This window comes from Sulfitobacter sp. F26204, from assembly GCF_026410305.1.
GTDB lineage: Bacteria > Pseudomonadota > Alphaproteobacteria > Rhodobacterales > Rhodobacteraceae > Sulfitobacter.
On record NZ_JAPMLQ010000002.1, the window covers coordinates 677,608 to 695,258 of the forward strand.

15 protein-coding genes are annotated in these 17,651 nt (G+C 58.3%); 6 read left to right on the top strand and 9 right to left on the bottom strand.

Annotated features, from left to right (window positions below):
• Nucleotides 1-96 precede the first annotated feature (96 nt).
• From OS190_RS07225 to OS190_RS07240, 4 genes are all read left to right on the top strand, one after another.
• A complete protein-coding gene (locus tag OS190_RS07225) occupies nt 97-1,005 on the top strand; it encodes an outer membrane protein assembly factor BamD (protein WP_267158323.1) in 909 nt (302 codons plus the stop codon).
• A 36-nt stretch (nt 1,006-1,041) separates the two neighbouring features.
• The gene (gene recN, locus OS190_RS07230) at nt 1,042-2,691 is read left to right on the top strand and encodes a DNA repair protein RecN (protein ID WP_267157984.1); all 1,650 of its coding nucleotides are present in this window, start codon (nt 1,042-1,044) and stop codon (nt 2,689-2,691) included.
• On the top strand, nt 2,691-4,391 hold the full coding sequence (locus OS190_RS07235; protein ID WP_267157985.1) for a chloride channel protein: 1,701 nt from the start codon (nt 2,691-2,693) through the stop codon (nt 4,389-4,391). The genes recN and OS190_RS07235 overlap by 1 nt, the downstream gene beginning before the upstream one ends.
• 165 nt (nt 4,392-4,556) lie before the next feature.
• A complete protein-coding gene (locus OS190_RS07240; RefSeq protein WP_267157986.1) occupies nt 4,557-6,332 on the top strand; it encodes a calcium-binding protein in 1,776 nt (591 codons plus the stop codon).
• Between the two features lie 72 nt (nt 6,333-6,404).
• On the opposite strand, the gene OS190_RS07245 is transcribed toward OS190_RS07240, so the two are convergent.
• The 3 genes from OS190_RS07245 to cobT are packed head-to-tail and all read right to left on the bottom strand — an operon-like array spanning nt 6,405 to nt 10,494.
• Nucleotides 6,405-6,752 (bottom strand): DUF427 domain-containing protein, encoded by a 348-nt coding sequence (locus OS190_RS07245; RefSeq protein ID WP_267157987.1) that lies wholly within the window; start codon nt 6,750-6,752, stop codon nt 6,405-6,407.
• Between the two features lie 31 nt (nt 6,753-6,783).
• Nucleotides 6,784-8,574: an aminopeptidase P family protein gene (locus OS190_RS07250; protein ID WP_267157988.1), complete on the bottom strand. Its 1,791-nt coding sequence runs from the start codon at nt 8,572-8,574 to the stop codon at nt 6,784-6,786.
• A 42-nt stretch (nt 8,575-8,616) separates the two neighbouring features.
• Nucleotides 8,617-10,494, bottom strand: coding sequence for a cobaltochelatase subunit CobT (cobT, locus tag OS190_RS07255; RefSeq protein ID WP_267157989.1), 1,878 nt, complete (start codon nt 10,492-10,494; stop codon nt 8,617-8,619).
• A 188-nt stretch (nt 10,495-10,682) separates the two neighbouring features.
• Here cobT and OS190_RS07260 point away from each other — a divergent pair, with 188 nt between their 5' ends.
• Nucleotides 10,683-10,949, top strand: coding sequence for a hypothetical protein (locus tag OS190_RS07260; protein WP_267157990.1), 267 nt, complete (start codon nt 10,683-10,685; stop codon nt 10,947-10,949).
• An 85-nt stretch (nt 10,950-11,034) separates the two neighbouring features.
• On the opposite strand, the gene cobS is transcribed toward OS190_RS07260, so the two are convergent.
• The 3 genes from cobS to OS190_RS07275 form a co-directional block, all read right to left on the bottom strand.
• Nucleotides 11,035-12,021: a cobaltochelatase subunit CobS gene (cobS, locus tag OS190_RS07265; RefSeq protein ID WP_267157991.1), complete on the bottom strand. Its 987-nt coding sequence runs from the start codon at nt 12,019-12,021 to the stop codon at nt 11,035-11,037.
• A 129-nt stretch (nt 12,022-12,150) separates the two neighbouring features.
• Nucleotides 12,151-13,803 (bottom strand): hypothetical protein, encoded by a 1,653-nt coding sequence (locus OS190_RS07270; protein WP_267157992.1) that lies wholly within the window; start codon nt 13,801-13,803, stop codon nt 12,151-12,153.
• A gap of 36 nt (nt 13,804-13,839) precedes the next feature.
• Nucleotides 13,840-14,466 (bottom strand): DnaJ domain-containing protein, encoded by a 627-nt coding sequence (locus tag OS190_RS07275; RefSeq protein ID WP_267157993.1) that lies wholly within the window; start codon nt 14,464-14,466, stop codon nt 13,840-13,842.
• Between the two features lie 74 nt (nt 14,467-14,540).
• Between OS190_RS07275 and OS190_RS07280 the strand changes: the two genes are divergently transcribed.
• Nucleotides 14,541-14,798 (top strand): BolA family protein, encoded by a 258-nt coding sequence (locus OS190_RS07280; RefSeq protein WP_267157994.1) that lies wholly within the window; start codon nt 14,541-14,543, stop codon nt 14,796-14,798.
• Nucleotides 14,799-14,807: 9 nt separating this feature from the next.
• On the opposite strand, the gene OS190_RS07285 is transcribed toward OS190_RS07280, so the two are convergent.
• The 3 genes from OS190_RS07285 to OS190_RS07295 all read right to left on the bottom strand — a co-directional run bounded on the left by OS190_RS07285 (nt 14,808) and on the right by OS190_RS07295 (nt 17,630).
• On the bottom strand, nt 14,808-15,302 hold the full coding sequence (locus OS190_RS07285) for a DUF4177 domain-containing protein (protein WP_267157995.1): 495 nt from the start codon (nt 15,300-15,302) through the stop codon (nt 14,808-14,810).
• Between the two features lie 142 nt (nt 15,303-15,444).
• A complete protein-coding gene (locus tag OS190_RS07290; RefSeq protein WP_267157996.1) occupies nt 15,445-17,061 on the bottom strand; it encodes a site-specific DNA-methyltransferase in 1,617 nt (538 codons plus the stop codon).
• A 98-nt stretch (nt 17,062-17,159) separates the two neighbouring features.
• Complete coding sequence (locus OS190_RS07295) at nt 17,160-17,630, bottom strand: thioesterase family protein (protein WP_267157997.1); 471 nt, start codon at nt 17,628-17,630, stop codon at nt 17,160-17,162.
• Nucleotides 17,631-17,651 lie beyond the last annotated feature (21 nt).

Genomic DNA, 17,651 nt, shown 5'->3' on the forward strand with positions numbered 1-17,651 from the left:
TGGTCAGAAGCATTGCAATCGGCGTTTTGCATTGCAGATTAATGTGCTAGCAAGAGCGCAAGATAGGTTGCAAAGACCAAAGGTGTGACGATGCGAATGGTGCAGGCAAGACAGGCAACACTGGCAAAGCTGTTAGGCGGATTGGCGGCGCGCAAGCGTTTGGTGGGTGCAATTGTTGTGGTGGCCAGCCTTGCCGCATGTGGCGGCAATCGCAACGCGGGACTGGTGGGAGGGAGCCTTTTCAACCCGCAGGATATTCCGCTTGAAACCTATTCGGCCGAACAGATTTTCGAACGTGGTGAATACGAGTTGAATCGCCGACAAGCAGGCGAGGCGGCATTTTACTTCTCTGAAATCGAACGGCTTTATCCTTATTCCGATTGGGCCCGACGTGCCTTGATCATGCAGGCCTTCAGCTATCACCGTGACAAGGATTATCCGAATTCACGCTCTGCCGCGCAACGTTTCATTGATTTTTATCCGGCTGATGATGACGCAGCCTATGCGCAATATCTGCTGGCGCTCAGCTATTATGACCAGATTGACGAAGTAGGCCGTGATCAGGGGCTGACCTTTCAGGCGTTGCAGTCGTTGCGAACGGTGATCGAGAACTATCCAGACAGCGAATATGCAAAATCCGCGATCCTGAAATTCGACCTCGCTTTCGACCACCTTGCAGGTAAAGAGATGGAAATCGGGCGGTATTACCTGCGCCGCGATCATTACACGGCGGCAATCAATCGGTTCCGCGTCGTAGTTGAGGATTTCCAGACCACAACCCACACTGCCGAGGCGCTGCACCGCTTGGTTGAAAGCTATCTGTCGCTGGGTCTGACCAAAGAAGCCCAGACCGCCGGTGCGATACTTGGCCACAACTTCCGCTCAACCGAATGGTATCAGGACAGTTATAGGCTGCTGACGGGACAAGGGCTTGAGCCTGCGTTCTTCAAGGACAATTGGTTGGCTGCCATGTATCGCCAGACGATCAAAGGCGAGTGGCTCTAGAATCGGTGGGTTTTGCCCACCCGACGGGACAGACAGATGCTGCGCGGCCTTGATATTTCTGACATGCTGATCATTGAACGGTTGGAACTCAGCTTTCAACCGGGGCTGAACGTGCTCACCGGTGAAACCGGTGCAGGTAAATCCATCCTGCTGGATTCCCTTGGTTTTGTTCTGGGCTGGCGGGGGCGTGCCGATCTGGTGCGACAGGGGGCGGCACAGGGCGAAGTTACGGCATGGTTCGATCTCACCGACAATCACCCGGCCCGTGCAGTCCTGCAAGAGGCGGGTCTGCCTTGCGGGGATGAGCTGATCTTGCGACGGATCAACACCAGTGAGGGGCGTAAGACGGCCTGGGTCAACGACCGCCGCTGTTCGGGGGAGGTGCTGCGGGCCTTGTCGGAAACGCTGGTTGAATTGCACGGGCAGCACGACGATCGCGGGCTTTTGAACCCGCGTGGGCATCGTGCCATCCTTGATGATTTTGCTGACACAGGGGCCGCACGGGCGAAAGTACGCCAGGCTTGGACCACTCTGGGAGCAGCGCGAAAAGCAGCGGCAAGGGCGGCAGAGGAACGCGCCGCGATCATGGCAGAAGAGGATTTTCTGCGCCATGCCGTTGCGGAACTGGACAAGTTGAACCCGGCTGAGGGAGAGGAAGCGCTGCTCGACGCGCGCCGTCGTCAGATGCAAGCAGCCGAAAAGATCCGCGCCGATGTTGTAAATGCATATGAAGCGATGGGCCAGAACGGGGCGGAAGGTAGCCTGGGGGAGGCGCTGCGCTGGCTCGACGGTGCGGCAGAGCGGGCGGAAGGAGCACTGGAGAGCCCAATGGCTGCGCTCGGGCGGGCGATGGTGGAACTGGACGAAGCGATGACTGGCGTGGCCAGCGCGATGGATGCCATGACCTTTGACCCGATGGAACTGGAAGAGACAGAAGAGCGTCTGTTTGCAATCCGCGCAATGGCACGCAAGCATGATGTCTCACCAGAAGAACTCGCCGGATTTGGTGCGACGTTGCGCGCCAAGTTGGACGCGCTTGATGCCAGCGAAGTGGCCGAAATCGCACTTGCCAAAGCGGTTGAGGAAGCCGAAGCGCATTATGACAACGCCGCCGCCGCCTTGAGCGCGGCACGCAAGAATGCAGCCAAGAAACTGGACAAGGCCGTGTCAGGAGAACTTGCGCCGCTCAAGATGGAGCGGGCGGTTTTCGAAACACAAATCACCTTGGAAGAAGCCGGTGCAGAAGGGCGCGATGCAGTAGGTTTCACGGTGGCCACCAACCCCGGTGCACCCGCCGGTCCATTGGGCAAGATTGCCTCGGGGGGCGAACTCAGCCGTTTCTTGTTGGCGCTCAAGGTTTGTCTCACGCGGGGGCAATCCGGCATCACGATGATATTTGACGAAATCGACCGCGGCGTCGGCGGTGCCACGGCTGATGCTGTCGGGCGGCGCCTGTCCGCGCTTGCAAGTGGCGGGCAGGTCCTGGTCGTGACGCACAGCCCGCAAGTGGCCGCGCTGGGTGCCCATCACTGGCGGGTTCAAAAAGGGGTTTCCAAGGGGGTCACCACCTCAAGCGTGGTGCCCCTGTCGCCGCCGGAACGGGTTGATGAAGTGGCGCGGATGCTGGCCGGTGATACCATCACTGATGCAGCGCGCGCCGCAGCCGAAGTGTTGCTGGCTGGCTGATGACAAAGGGGCCTCAAAACAAGAACGCGCCCGGATTCATCGCACATCAGGTCGGCTTGAGCGTCGAAACGCTAAAGCATGCATTGCAGGTGATCCGCCATCGCGGTCCCGGCAAGGTCACCTTTTGGTTCATCGCTTTGGTCATCGGCGTCGCCGCGGGCTTTGCCGCCCTGTTGTTTCGCAAGGGCATCGATTTCCTGCAGGAAACGCTCTACGGCACGGAAGATGTGAATACACTTCACAGCTTTATCAGCGGGTTGGAATGGTATTGGGTTGTTCTGATCCCGACGCTCGGCGGGCTGACAGTTGGCCTGATCCTGCACCACTTTACCAATGATGCGCGGGTAAGGACCGTCAGCGACGTGATCCTCGGCGCGGCCATGCACGAGGGTCGGGTCGAAATCAAAGCGGGCATTGCATCGGCCTTTGCCTCCTTGATAACACTGTCCACTGGGGGCTCGTCAGGGCGTGAAGGACCGGTGGTACATATTGCCGGCGTGGTTTCAACTTGGGTCAGCGATCGCATTAATGCGGATGGGATTACGGGACGCGACCTGTTGGGCTGTGCGGTTGCCGCAGCGGTGGCGGCATCGTTCAATGCGCCGATTGCAGGGGCATTATTCGCCCTTGAGGTGGTGTTGCGCCATTTTGCGGTCCACGCCTTTGCACCGATTGTGATAGCCTCTGTTGCGGGGGCTATCATCAACCGGATTGAATTTGGCGGGGTCACGGAATTTGTCCTGCCAACCTATGGCGATCTGCAGTTTTATGTAGAGCTTCCTGCCTTTCTTCTATTGGGCCTGACCTGTGGGGCAGTGGCCGTGGCGTTGATGCGCAGCGTCTTCTGGGCCGAGGATATTGGCGATTTTCTGGAAAAATTCACGGGTTGGCCCCGCTGGCTGCGCCCCGCAGTGGCAGGGGCGATGCTGGGCATCATCGCGCTGTGGTTCCCGCATATCATCGGCGTCGGATACGAAACAATGTCGCTGGCTTTGACCGGGGCGCTGACCCTGCATGAGGTGGTGGTCTTTGCCATCCTCAAGGTGACAGCGGTGGCTATTACCATGGGGGGTCGCATGGGCGGCGGCATGTTTTCGCCCTCATTGATGATTGGTGCACTGACAGGGCTGGGATTTGGCCTGATTGCGACGGGCGTGTTTCCAGATGTGTCGGGTTCTTCGACGCTTTATGCCCTTGCCGGCATGGGGGCTGTTTCAGCGGCGGTATTGGGGGCGCCGATCTCGACCACATTGATCGTATTCGAATTGACAGGCGACTGGCAGACCGCAATGGCGGTGATGGTGGCGGTAAGCATGTCCACAGCGCTGGCCAGCCGGCTTGTTGACCGCAGTTTCTTTCTCACCCAGATCGAGCGGCGCGGCATCCATCTTGCCGCCGGCCCACAGGCCTATCTTCTGGCAATGTTCACCGTCGCGCGCATCATGCGCAGGCCCGACGATACTAATTCAGCAGACCAAGAGACCTGTTGGGAACTGATCAACGCGGGCGTCTATATTGACGGGAGCGCGACCCTGGAAGCGGCAATGCCGATGTTTGAAACCAGCGGCGCCTCGCTGATCCCGGTTGTTGCCCTGTCGCCCGATGCACCTCCCGAGCTATTGGGCGCGCTTTTTCAGGTAGATGCGCTCAAGGCCTATAACAGGGCATTGGCGGCCACAGCAGCCGAGGAACACTCGTAAACAATTGGTAAAGTGTTTCAAGTTGCTGGGTAATTTGCCAAAGGACGGCGCAACTGTTTCCGCCAAGGCACCAATTGACGCGGATTGGTGATGGAAAGTCATAGCATTGGCTTCGCCATTGGGTATTGTTTCAATAGTTGATGCAATTACAGGAGCTTTGTTGCCATGCTCGCCTACCTTCTTCTTCCATTGCTTGGAATTGGCCTTCTTGCGACCCTTTTCGACAATGATGATGATTCCGTTGTCGAACCACCGGTTGACCCGGAAAATGAAATCAACGGCACTGACGGCCCAGACAAGCTGACGGGGACCGGTGCCAATGACCTGATGCTCGGGCATGGCGGTGATGATGAATTGCGCGGTTACGGCGGTGACGACACCTTGATCGGCGGCAGCGGCGATGACCTTGAAGTTGGTGGCGACGGTGACGATTCGATGCAGGGGAACAATGGAGAGGATACCCTATGGGGCCGCGACGGCGATGACCGGATGAACGGCGGCAACGGCGCGGATACCCTGCGTGGTGACAATGGGGACGACATCATGCGTGGCGGTGGCGGCGACGATGTCTTGCTGGGCGGACCGGGCGATGATGCGCTGCTGGGGAACCAGGGCGATGATGTACTTCAGGCCGGTAACGGCGCGGATTCTCTCTTTGGGGGCAATGGTGCGGATACGCTTACCGGCTACAACCTGCCTGTCGGCGAGGGGATGCTGGCGGGCGTGGACGATCTGCTGGTGGACCAGCTTGACGGTGGGAGCGGCGATGACGTCATTACCGGAAACAAGGGTGATCTGGTGACAGGTGGCACCGGCGCAGATCTGATCCGCACCATCGGGTTCGATCAGGAAGACGGGGGCGGAGTAACCGTCACGGACTTTGACCCGGATGAGGATATGCTGTTGATGGCGTCGAGCACGGGACCGGACCTGTCGTTGGAGGCCGACGATGACCGCATCGATATCGTTCAGGATGGTACCAGCACGAATATCTTATTTGAAGATACATTGATCGCCGTGTTGCAGAATACAAATGCGGCCGCATTGGCGGCGGATACCTCCTGGTTCGCGAATTTTGCGTCTGAACCCGTGAACCAGATCGACGGGACCAGCGGAAATGACCGTATTTCAGGCACTGGCGGCCCTGATAACATTGACGCAGGGCCGGGCGACGACGAAGTTCGCGCCTTCGGCAATGATGATACGGTCTCAGGTGGAACCGGCGATGACTTCCTTGTCGGTGGCGAGGGCGTGGATGCACTGCGCGGCGAGGATGGCAATGACACGCTTTGGGGTCTGGTCGGCGATGATGTGATTGATGGCGGCGACGGCAACGACATCGTGCGCGGCGATCCCGGTAATGATCTGATCAATGGAGGACACGGTACCGACGCGCTGGTTGGCGGTGACGGGAATGATACGATCAACGGAGGGAATGACAACGATGTCATCGTTACCGGTAATGGCGCCGATGTTGCCAACGGCGATGATGGCAGTGACCGGATCACCGGGTTTCAGGAAGGTGCCTCTGGCGCGGCCGGGGTCGGACTGGATGACGGCGCAGCCGATACGTTGAACGGTGGCAATGGCAACGATACCATCACGGCCAATGACGGCGACGTCGTCACCGGCGGCAATGGAAATGATGTGGTGCGTGCCCTGGGGCTGGGACAATCCGAACAGGATGCTGTCGTCGTCACAGACTTTGACCCTGCTCAGGATGTGCTGGTGCTGGTCGGCCCGGATGGCGAGGACGCTGCGATCAGCGATGGCGAGAACCTGCTGGTGCGTGCAACTGCCGATGGTCAGAGTACCGAGGTGGTTTACCGCGGTCAGGTTATGGCGCTCTTGCAGGGCACCGAGGCAACCGGTCTGAGCCTGACGCAGCCCTGGTTCGGCACCCCCTTCGCCTTGCCAACGACACCGGCTGCGGTTGCCTGAGGGGGACAGGCCTGTAGCATCGCCAAGGCAGGCGTTGCCTTGCCTCAACGGGCGTCGCAATCCTTGCGGCGCTCAAATCTGTTCGATGGTGATTTCATCCATGCGGTGAAAGGCCAGATAACCCTTGATTTCGGCCACATCAGGCTTCGGGTTTTCATAGGACCAGACCGAATTTTCCAAGGTCCGGCTTTTGGTCACCACGGAATAATAGGTGGCATCGCCCTTGTGCGGACAATGGCTGGTGCTGTCGCTGGCATCAAGGAAAGCCACGGCAATGTCTTCGCGCGGGAAATAGATGACCGGAGGATAACCGCCCTCGTGCAGCTCAAGCGCATTCCGGCTTTCGCCCAGAACAGCTCCGCCAGCGCGCACCGTCCAGGATCCCGGTGCCTTGGTAATCTTGATGTGACTTGTTGCCATCTGCTTTTCCCTTAAGTGCCTGTTCTGCGCATTAGATTGGCGCGGTTGCGGCATCCAACCACAATTTTGTCTCTGGCGATACCCGTGGACCGATCTTTTCAGCGACCTCGGCATGATAGCTGTTGAGCCAGGCCAGTGCCGCAGGATCCAGCAATTCGGCAACAATCAGCCGCTTGTCGATGGGAACAAAACTCAGGGTCTCCCAGACAAACATCTTGCGGTGGGCATCGCCCTCGGACAGGGCGGGGGCAGGACGGACGACAAGCAGGTTTTCAAGGCGGATGCCAAAGGCGCCTTCACGATAATAGCCCGGTTCATTGCTCAGGATCATGCCCGCCTGCAGGGGGACCAGGCTGACGCGGCTCAGGCGCTGGGGGCCTTCATGCACGCTGAGATAGGCACCGACGCCATGGCCCAGCCCGTGATCAAAATCCTGTCCCGCCTGCCAAAGCGGCACGCGCCCCACGGCTTCGATATGGGCCCCTGCCAACCCCTCTGGCCAACGCAGGCGGCTCATCGCGATCATACCGGCAAGCACACGGGTAAAGGCGGCGCAGGCCTCTTTCGGCGGGCGGCCTATGGCGATCGTCCGGGTGATGTCAGTGGTCCCGTCTAGGTATTGACCGCCGGAATCCAGCACGATCAGATCTCCCTCCTGCAGGTGGCTGTCGGTTTCCTCGGTCACACGGTAATGAATGATGGCCCCGTTTGCTCCCGTACCCGCGATGGTCTCAAAGCTGATGTCGCGCAGGGCGTTGTCCTTGCGTCTTTCGGCTTCGAGGTGCGTCACAAGCTGTGTTTCGGTGATGCTGCCCGGAGACTGCATATCCAGCCAGGCCAATGTCTCGCACAAAGCGGCGCCATCGCGCAAATGCGCCTGTGCCGTGCCCTTGATTTCGGCATCGTTCTTGCAGGCTTTGGGCAGGGCGCAGGGGTCATCCCCCCATACGGCCTTGTCACCCAGTGTTTCCGCGACGATCATCGGTGCCGATTGCCTGTCCAGCCTGACAGGCGCTTGCAGGGCTGTGATGGCCTCCAGAAAGGTTTCAGGCGGATGGCAACGCACCTGCGGACCAAGATGATCCGCCAGCCCCTCCACTTTGGCCGCAGCCATGAACAGATCTACCGTCGCATCCCTGTGCAGCACGGCAAAGCCATGGGCGACGGGATTGCGCGGAATGTCTGCACCTCTGATATTGAGCAACCAGTTGTGACTGTCCGGCAAGGTGATGACTGCCGCGGATTGCCCCGACTCTGCCAGGTCCTGGGCCAGTCTTTCGCGTTTTACAGCATGGCTCTCGCCGGCAAATTCGACCGGATGGGCTTTGGCGACCTGCATCGGTGGCGGCGGTTGATCTTTCCAGATCCGGTCTACAAGATTTGTGCCGGGCTGCAAAAACACACCGCTGCCCTTCAGGGCATCGCGGGCCTGCGTGATCTGATTGGGGGTATGAAGCCAGGGATCAAAGCCGATTGTGCCTCCGTCGGGCAATTGTTCCTTCAGCCAATCGGCCAGGGACACTTCGGGCCATGGTACTGGCGTATAGACTGGTGCTACCTGTGCCTTGACCTGCGTACGATAGCGCCCGTCAATGAACACGCCTGCCACAGCCTGCAGAACACAGCAAAAACCCGCTGATCCGGTAAAACCGGTCAGCCAGGTCAGGCGGTCGTCATGGGGTGCAACATATTCTCCCTGATGCGCATCGGCGCGTGGCACCAGAAATCCGTCCAGCCCTTCGGCATCCAGTTCATCGCGCAATGCCGACAGGCGGGGTGGCCCCTGTTCCGGCCTCGCGGTCACCTCGAAACTCTGGAACATCCGCCCCTCCTTCATCTTGCCTTTAAACTCATTTTCGACCGATCAACCTGCGCGGCGCATGCCCATGACACGCGCCCGTGCCCGTGGATCGCTGTCAAACAGCGCCGCCAGTTGTTCGGTCATTGCCCCTGCCAGTTGATCCACATCGGTAATCGTTACCGCACGGTCATAATAACGGGTCACATCATGGCCGATGCCGATTGCCAGCAATTCAACCGCTTTGCGTTTCTCGACCATGGCGATCACGTCGCGCAGGTGTTTTTCCAGATAATTCGCCGGATTCACCGACAGGGTGGAATCGTCCACCGGTGCGCCATCAGAAATCACCATCAGGATCTTGCGGGCCTCATGACGCGCGGTCATCCGGCGATGTGCCCATTCCAGGGCCTCGCCGTCGATGTTTTCTTTCAACAATCCTTCTTTCATCATCAAGCCCAGATTGTCGCGGGTCCGTCGCCAGGGCGCATCGGCACTTTTATAGATAATGTGGCGCAGATCGTTCAATCGGCCCGGTTGCACGGGACGGCCATCGTTCAGCCATGCCTCGCGGGCCTGGCCGCCTTTCCACGCACGGGTGGTAAAGCCGAGGATCTCGACCTTGACGTTGCAGCGTTCCAGGGTGCGGGCCAGAACATCGGCGCAGATCGCCGCAATCGAAATCGGACGGCCCCGCATCGAGCCGGAGTTATCCAGCAAGAGCGTCACACAGGTATCGCGGAATTCAGTGTCTTTTTCCTGTTTGAAGGACAGGGGCGTGGTCGGATTCGCCACCACACGCGCAAGGCGTCCGGCGTCCAGCGTGCCTTCTTCCAGATCGAATTCCCAGGAGCGATTCTGCTGGGCCTGCAGTCGGCGTTGCAACTTGTTGGCAAGGCGGCTGACCGCCCCTTTCAAGGGCTCCAACTGCTGATCCAGGTAGGCGCGCAGACGCTCCAGTTCAATCGGATCGGCCAGATCTTCGGCTCCGATCACCTCGTCATGACTATCCAGATAGACCAGATAATTCGGGTCCGCGTCGGAAACCGGTTGCGGGGCGGGGGGCTCCATCGGAGCGTCGCCCTCGGGCATCTCTGCTTCTTCGCCCAGTTCCTGATCGGCCATGTCGTCCATGGAAACCTGGGCTTCGGAAGAATCCTGCTGGTCTTCCTGTGACTGCTCGGCGCTGCCCTCGGCATCATTCTCGTCCTGATCATCCTGACCGGTGCTGTCGGGGTCCTGTTCCTCTTCGGCACCTTCTTCGGCTTCATCCTCCTGATCCTGGTCAAGCATGTCAGGATCGTCACCCAGTTGGTCACCATACCCGAGATCACTGATCATCTGGCGTGCAAGTTTGGCAAAGGCCGATTGGTCCTCAAGGATGTCGTTCAGATGATCAAGCGTGCCGCTGGCCTGTTCCTCGATAAACCCGCGCCAGAGTTCCATGGCGGTATCAGCCCCGGCGGGCAGGTCGCGTCCCGTTGCCAGATGGCGCACCAGATAGCCGGCGGCAGTTGCCAGCGGCACCTCGCTGGCCTGCTTGGCCTGATCATAGCCCTTGCGCAGGGCTTCGTGTTTGATTTTCACGTCAATGTTGGTCGCCGTGCCCGGCATGTCGCGGGCTCCCATGGCCTCACATCTTGCGGTTTCCATCGCTTCATAGAGATCACGCGCCATCTCTCCCTGCGGGGCGTAGCGGGCATGGGTCTGGCCGTTGTGGTACCGCCGGTTCAAGGCAAGGGCGTCGGCAGTGCCACGGGCCAACAGAACCTCTTCGCGGGTCATGCGGCGGGATACCTGCGGCAGGCGCATGGTCTCGCCGGACAGGCCCGAAGGGTCGACGGAATAGGTGACATTCAGATCGGAATCATTTGCCATGACCTTTGACGCTTCGGCCAGGGCTTTCTTGAAGGCATCTGCGGGATTGTCGGTCGATTTGCTCATGCGGATGTCCTTCGCCTAATTCAGATATGGTTTCGCAGGTTTTGACGGAGGGGTCAAAGGGGGGCTTTGGGGATTACTCCAAGAAATATGGAACCCGGCTCAGGCGGGGGGTGTTTATGATATGAACGCCCCAGCGGCCGACGCGACATGGCCGCATCCATTCGGGGGGCAATAAAGAAGGAAACGAAATGACCAAGCTCAAAAACGCCGCCACCCTTTTTACGATTGCGATGTTGTCGACGGCACCTGTGGCCGCTTTCGCAACGCAAACAGGCTCGCCACAACAATCGGTGGATGCCGACCCTGATGAGGATGTTTCCAAGAAAAAAGTCGAAGGTGACTCTCTGGAAGACACGGCCAAGGCTGACCAGGGCGCGAAAGCCTATGAGGATGCGGATATCGTGGATGACGCAGAGGGGTCACTTGTCGAGGATGACGCCAAAACCGACAGCTAACCTTTCCCCGAAAGGTAAAACAACAGCCCCGCAGGCAATGCCTGCGGGGCTGTTTTCATGGGGTTTGATGCCTGCCGGTGGCCGATTAGCCCAGGCTGACGTTTGCGGCGCTTTCGGGCAGTTCCTCATCAAACAGACGCTGATAGAATTCAGCCACGGTCTGGCGCTCCAGTTCATCACATTTGTTCAGGAACGAGAGCCGGAAGGCATAACCGACGTTGTGGAAAATCTGTGCATTCTGCGCCCAAGCGATCACGGTTCGGGGTGACATGACGGTGGATAACTCGCCGCTCATGAAAGCCGTGCGCGTCAGATCGGCCACTGTCACCATCTGCTTGACGATCTTGCGTCCCTCAGCCGTGTTGTAATGGGGGTTTTTGGAAAGGACGATGGCCGTTTCTGCATCGATTGATAGATAGTTGAGCGTAGCGACCAGCGACCAGCGGTCCATTTGGCCCTGGTTGATCTGCTGGGTACCGTGGTAAAGACCTGTTGTATCGCCTAGTCCCACGGTGTTGGCCGTGGCGAAAAGGCGAAAATAGGGGTGGGGTTCGATTACCTGGTTCTGATCCAGCAGTGTCAGTTTTCCATCTACTTCCAGCACGCGCTGGATCACGAACATCACATCGGCGCGCCCGGCGTCATATTCATCAAACACGATTGCCGTCGGGTTACGCAAAGCCCAGGGCAGGATTCCTTCTTGAAATTCAGTTACTTGCACGCCGTCTTTCAGCTTGATTGCATCTTTGCCGATCAGGTCGATACGGGAAATATGTGAATCGAGGTTTACGCGGACACAGGGCCAGTTCAGCCGAGAGGCAACCTGTTCAATATGGGTGGATTTGCCGGTACCGTGGTAACCCTGGATCATCACGCGCCGATTGTGGCCAAAGCCTGCGAGGATCGCGAGTGTGGTATCGGGGTCAAACTTGTAGGTCTTGTCTTCCTCCGGCACACGATCGGTGCGATGGGCAAAACCTTTGATGGTCATGTCGGTGTCGATGCCAAAGACGTCACGGACGCTGATGTCTTCTGTTGGTTTCGTATCGATATCCAGCGTGCCGTCAGCCATAGGGTCGTCCTCTCATTCATGCTCCACCAGGGAGGTCAAGTTCCGCCCAGTGGTGCTACAATTCGTGCCTACCTGCAAGGGTTGGACGGTGGGTTTTTGCCTTGTACGGGCCAGTTATCAGCCCCGACGTCACGACATCGCGGCCTGGGCACAGCCGCAAGCCGCCTTGACTGGGCGGTCGCTGCGGGCTTCGGCCAGGTCGAGGCGCAGCTTGATATGAGCGGTTTCTGCGGTCTTGCCCTGCGCCACCAGACAGTCATATAGCCCACGCAACGCCCAGATATTGTCGGGGTGCTGACAGGCGCGCGGCAGACCGGGGGAAAGGCCGAGATCCTGGCGGAACACCTCTTCGGCGTCGCGGTGATGGCCCTGTTCAAACAACAAGGCACCCAACGCATGACGTGTCGGTTGCATCCACCCCCAAGGTTCGTCGTAGGGAAGGGCGTCATCCAGCGCAACCGCATCGCGCAACCGCTTGAAGGCATGGGCATAATCGCCCTTGCGATAGGCGAGTTCTCCGTCCAGCATCGCCGTTGCGAGGTCCAGCAGGTCGACGACACGCACATTGTGCAACAGCCGACTGTCAGGAACACGGGCTTTGGCGCGGGCAAACACCTCATATTGCGTTTCGGCCTCGGATATGCGCCCCAAAGCGGACAGGGCCAGAGCCTTGGCATATTCGATCATCGCAACCTTGGTACACCGGGTTTCAATATCGTCCGGCAGGGTCAGCCTCAGAACCTCTTCCCACTTGCCAAAGCGGATCAGCACATGGGGTTCCATGCTGAGATAGCTTTCCAGAAAATCCGCCATGGGAGGGGACTGGACCTTGAGCAGGGCCTCCGGGGTTGTGTCGTCCATCCCACGCACCGCCCGCATCGCTGGTTCAAATTGCCCAAGAAACAGCGCCCCATAGATGACAAAATGATAGTTGTGCTGACGGTAGCCGGTGTAAATATTGAACGCGCCTTCGGCCTCGTAATAGATCAGGTCTGCCTCTATCGCTTTTTCGTTCCAGCGCACCACGTTTTCATACTGCCCGCAGAGGACATCAATGTGGCTGGGCATATGTACGAGGTGCCCTGCGTCCGGCACAAGAGTGCGCAACACATCGGCGGCTTTCAGGGCCAGTTCTGGATGCGGCGACATTTCCATGAGATGTACATAGAGATGCAGAATGCCCGGATGGCTCATACCGCCAGGCAGGGCCATCTGGCGCTCTAACACCTGTCGGGCCTCAACTGTGGCTGCACCGGATGCGATCTTGCCCTCGGGCAGGTCCCACATCTTCCAGGGTGTGAGGTTCATCAAGGCGTCAACGAAACAGGTTGCAACCTCGGGATCATCAGGAAACCTGCCATGAACCGCCCGCATCGCATCGGCAAAATCACGATCCCAGGGGGCCATGTCATCAACGGGTTTGCGTTGTGGATAACGGTGGATCAACGTGTTGATAAGCGCTTTTTCGACGGGGGTCACATGGGCGATATGCACCAGTGCTTTGCGGGTGGCTGTATAGGCCTCGTTCAAGGCCTCCTCCAGGCCTTTGGAATCGTAGAGCACCCACGGCATATTATAGTTGGGTCCCGCCGCATAGGCGTGCCCCCAATAGGCCATGGCGCAGGTCGGATCAGCGCCATAGGCGCGTTGGAAACAGGCAATCGCCTCTTTGTGGTTAAAGCCGTAGATCCAGTTCAGCCCACGGTCGAACCACATCTGAGCCTCAAGGTTATCCGTGGTTACCTTGCGCGAAAATCGCCCTAAATCATAGGGATAGTCCATATTGACCTCCTTGAGGGCTGCGCAGGTGAGGGCCTGTCAATCCTTGAAACTGCGGCTGCCCTTGATCTGGTCCCATGCCCACATGACCTGTTGTAACTGGTCTTCCTGTGACCGGTCGCCGCCATTCATGTCGGGATGCAGCACTTTGATCAGCATCTTGTAGGCTTTGCGGATCTCCGGTTTGGTCATGTTGTCCTTGACCTCCAGAATTTCGACCGCACGGCGTTCTGTCGGCGGCAGGCGTCGGCCCGATTGCGCACCTCTGCCGGGGTTTTGTGTGGCGTTCTTTCCCAGAACCTGATGCGGATCCTCGATGCCCAACCGCGCCCATGCGCGGGCTTCGGGGTCTCCCATCGGCTTGGTCTTGCGCTCCCATACCTTGTCTTCGGATTGCTGCGCGTTCATTTCGGCCTCGGTGGTGCCGTCAAAGAAGTTCCACTTGAGGTTATATTCCCGCACGTGTTGCTGACAGAACCAGAAATAATCGTCCAGTACATCGGGTGCCTTGGGTGCGCGGAACTTGCCTGCTTCGTCGCAATCAGCATGATCACAGACGCGTGTAGATGTCTCGGATGCACCGGACATGCCGCGACGGCCACGGGGGTTCTTTTTTTTCGAGGTCGACACGGACATGTCGAAACCGAAGGGATCAGATTTGCTCATGGGATAGACCTTTCCGACTCAAGGCGACGAGTTTAGACCTTGTGGACAGAGATAGAAGGGGGCGGGAGAAAAAAATGTCGAAAACGCAGGAGATAGAAGCACGGTTACGGGCGGCATTGGCACCACGGGAGCTGGATGTGGTAGATGACAGCGAAAGCCACCGGGGGCATTCAGGGTTTCAGGAAGGCGGGGAGAGCCATTTCAATCTGCGTATCCGGGCATCGGCATTCAAGGGCATGTCCCGTATTGCGCGACACCGGGCGGTGCATGCCGCGCTGGGGCCGGACCTGATTGGGCGCATACACGCGCTGGCCCTTGATCTGGACGTTTAACTTTATCCTTTAACTGTCTGTTTTAGGGGTTTTTCTGGCAGCGGCGAGGGTTTTTAACGTCGACCCAAGTCCGTCAACATCGCTGGTATCTTCGACCCCGTTGTCCCATGGATCCTCACTGGATTTTTCAGCTTCTGCCGGCGTATCCCCGGGGGTTTCGCCTGACGTTTCGGGGCTGTTTTCAACCACTGGTTCAGGCTTTGGTTCCGGGGACTGGGGTGCCTCTTGGGGGGGCGGGAGGAGTTCGGGGGCGAAGGCCTCCACATCCTGTTCGCGGGGACGGCGGAACACCAGCACATTGCGCCATTCAGTGGTGTTGGAGGTGAGACCGGAACGTTCGACCGACGGCAGGGTTTCGGCGCGCTGATATTCCCAGCCGTAGCCAGCCAGCCCGTTCATAAGCTCTTGAATCGCATGGGAAAACCTGCCTTCGGCAGTTTTGACGCCCTTGGCCTTCAGACCTTTGGTAGGGGCAGGCACAACTTTGTATTCGTAACGGGGCATGGGGTGTCTCCGACTTGGGATCAGGGCGTTCTAGCGCATGGATTTGGGAAAGGGAACGGGGCAAGGTTAACGATTTGGTAACTGTCACCCAGCATACACCCCGCGTGCACCCCCGTACACCGCCGCGGCGCAGCATTGCGGGTTAGAGATCCAGCTTGCCCTGCGATCTTGTATCTTTCTCAACGGCTGCTTTCTTGAAGGTATCGTCGCGGCGGGCGGGAAGGCGCAATGCGCGGTCGCGCAATTCCATCGCCTGTTCGATTGTCACGATCTGGATGCGGGGAACAGGTTCGAACCCTTCCATCTCGAACTGGCCCGCGCCTGCGGCTTCGGTGACCATCGGTTTGGTCGGCGCGGTAAGGGTGAGGAAAATGCCGACGGCGGCATTTTCGCGTTCGATCACGCCGCGCAGATCGCGGATCATGGCAACGCCGACGTTGTCGCCTGCCTTGACCGAGACAATGGCCGTGCCTTCGGATTTGGAGCCGAAGTAGATGCGCCCGTCGATGCCCTTGTCCGCGCCTTTCTTGCCCATGTTGCCCGGTTGCGCGGCGATGAGGGAGAGCGCCCATTTTTCAAATTCGAAATAGTAGTTCTTGTCCTTGCGACCGCGCTGCGCCATGTCCCGCGCGCCTGCGATGTCCTGTGGCACACCGTGGGTGGTGAAGGCGACCTTTGGGAAGGCATCGCGCAGGCGTTTTTCGATGAGACCGATGGCAAGATGGGTAACGTCAATGCCGATCCACTGACGGTCCATTTTCTGTGCCGCATGAACGGTGGTGCCGCAACCGCAGAACGGGTCAAGCACGACATCCCCTTCGTTTGAGGAGGCGGCAAGGATGCGTTCGAGGAGGGCGACGGGTTTTTCAGTGGGATAACCCATTCGTTGCCCTGATTGGAGAGGAGGGAGGTCTGTCCATACATCTCCTATCTTACGGCCATCCTGTTCTGCCAAATAATGTTTGCGCGATATTCGACCGTCCTTAGATTTAGGAAATGCTAGTCTGCCCTCCGCATCTAACTTTTCCATAAGCTCGCGATTGACGCGCCAACCCTTACTAGGTGGTGCATATCCTTTGTATGAATATGTCAAGTTTGGTCGAGGACTTGGGCTATCTAGCGGCGCTAGACGATACGCGCCTCTACCATCTTTGTCGTCTAGCCGAAATCGACCATTGTATTCGTCAGTTTTCACGGCGAATACCGGATGGAAAGCACTATTATCTGATTTCGCCAAAGCAAGAATTATATCATGGTTCCAAGCCATTTTCTTTGTAGCGTCGCCCTTGGCAGATGACCTCTGCCAAACAATCTCATTCCGGAAATTCCGCGCCCCAAACACCGCATCCAGCAATATTTTGAGATAGTGACTCGCCGTGGGGTCGCAGTGCAGATAGAGCGAGCCGGTGTCCTTCAACACCCTGTGCAATTCCAGCAGGCGCACGGCCATCATCGTGAGATAGGCCATCATGTCGTTGTCGCCCAGAAACGACCGCATGGCGCGCAGCATTTCGGCGACGTTGCCGTTGCCCGAGCGCATGACCTCGCCAAAAGCGGATTCAGCTGAATCGTTCCAGTGCCATGTGTCGTCAAACGCCTCGATCTGCGCTGCGCTTTCGTTGCCCTGCGGTCCCTTGAACAACACGTTGTAGCTGGCGTTGGAGTTGAACGGCGGGTCGAGATAGATCAGATCGACAGAAGCATCTGCAATTGAGTTCCGCAGGACAGAGAGGTTATCGCCATAGTAGAGGTGATTCATAATGCCTGTCCTGCCCTGTTACGCGATTGGCGCTTATTATGTTGGAACAACATTAAAGGGAGGTTCGCAGGGGTGGCAAGGGGTGGGTTGCACCCACCCTACCGTTTGAGGCTGATCCGGCGGCTGATGTTTTCGGGGGCGGGCATGTCGGTCTGACCGGCTTTGTAGGCGGCCATGGCGTCCTGAATATGCTGCGGCATGGGCGCGACACGGGGGCCGGATTGGTCGACGTGCAGGGTGACGCCTTCGGCAGTGGCGGCAAGCCAGCCGTCGCGGTGGTAGAGTTCGGAGTAGCTGTGAAAGCGTTTCTCGTCAAAGTCGATGAGATAGAAGGTGGCGAAGACTTCATCGCCTTCATGGAGTTCGCGCACATAGCGGATGTGCCATTCGGCGACATATGTGGTGCAGCCGGTGGATTGCACATAGTCAAGGCCAAAGCCGATGTGGGGGTAGAGTTCATCCACGGACTCGTCGAACAACACGTTGTAATAGGCCATGTTGAGATGGCCGTTGAAGTCGATCCACTCCGGTTTGACGGTCATCAGGGAAGAGCGGAAGGGGATTTGCATGTTGGTTCCTGTCGGTGGCGA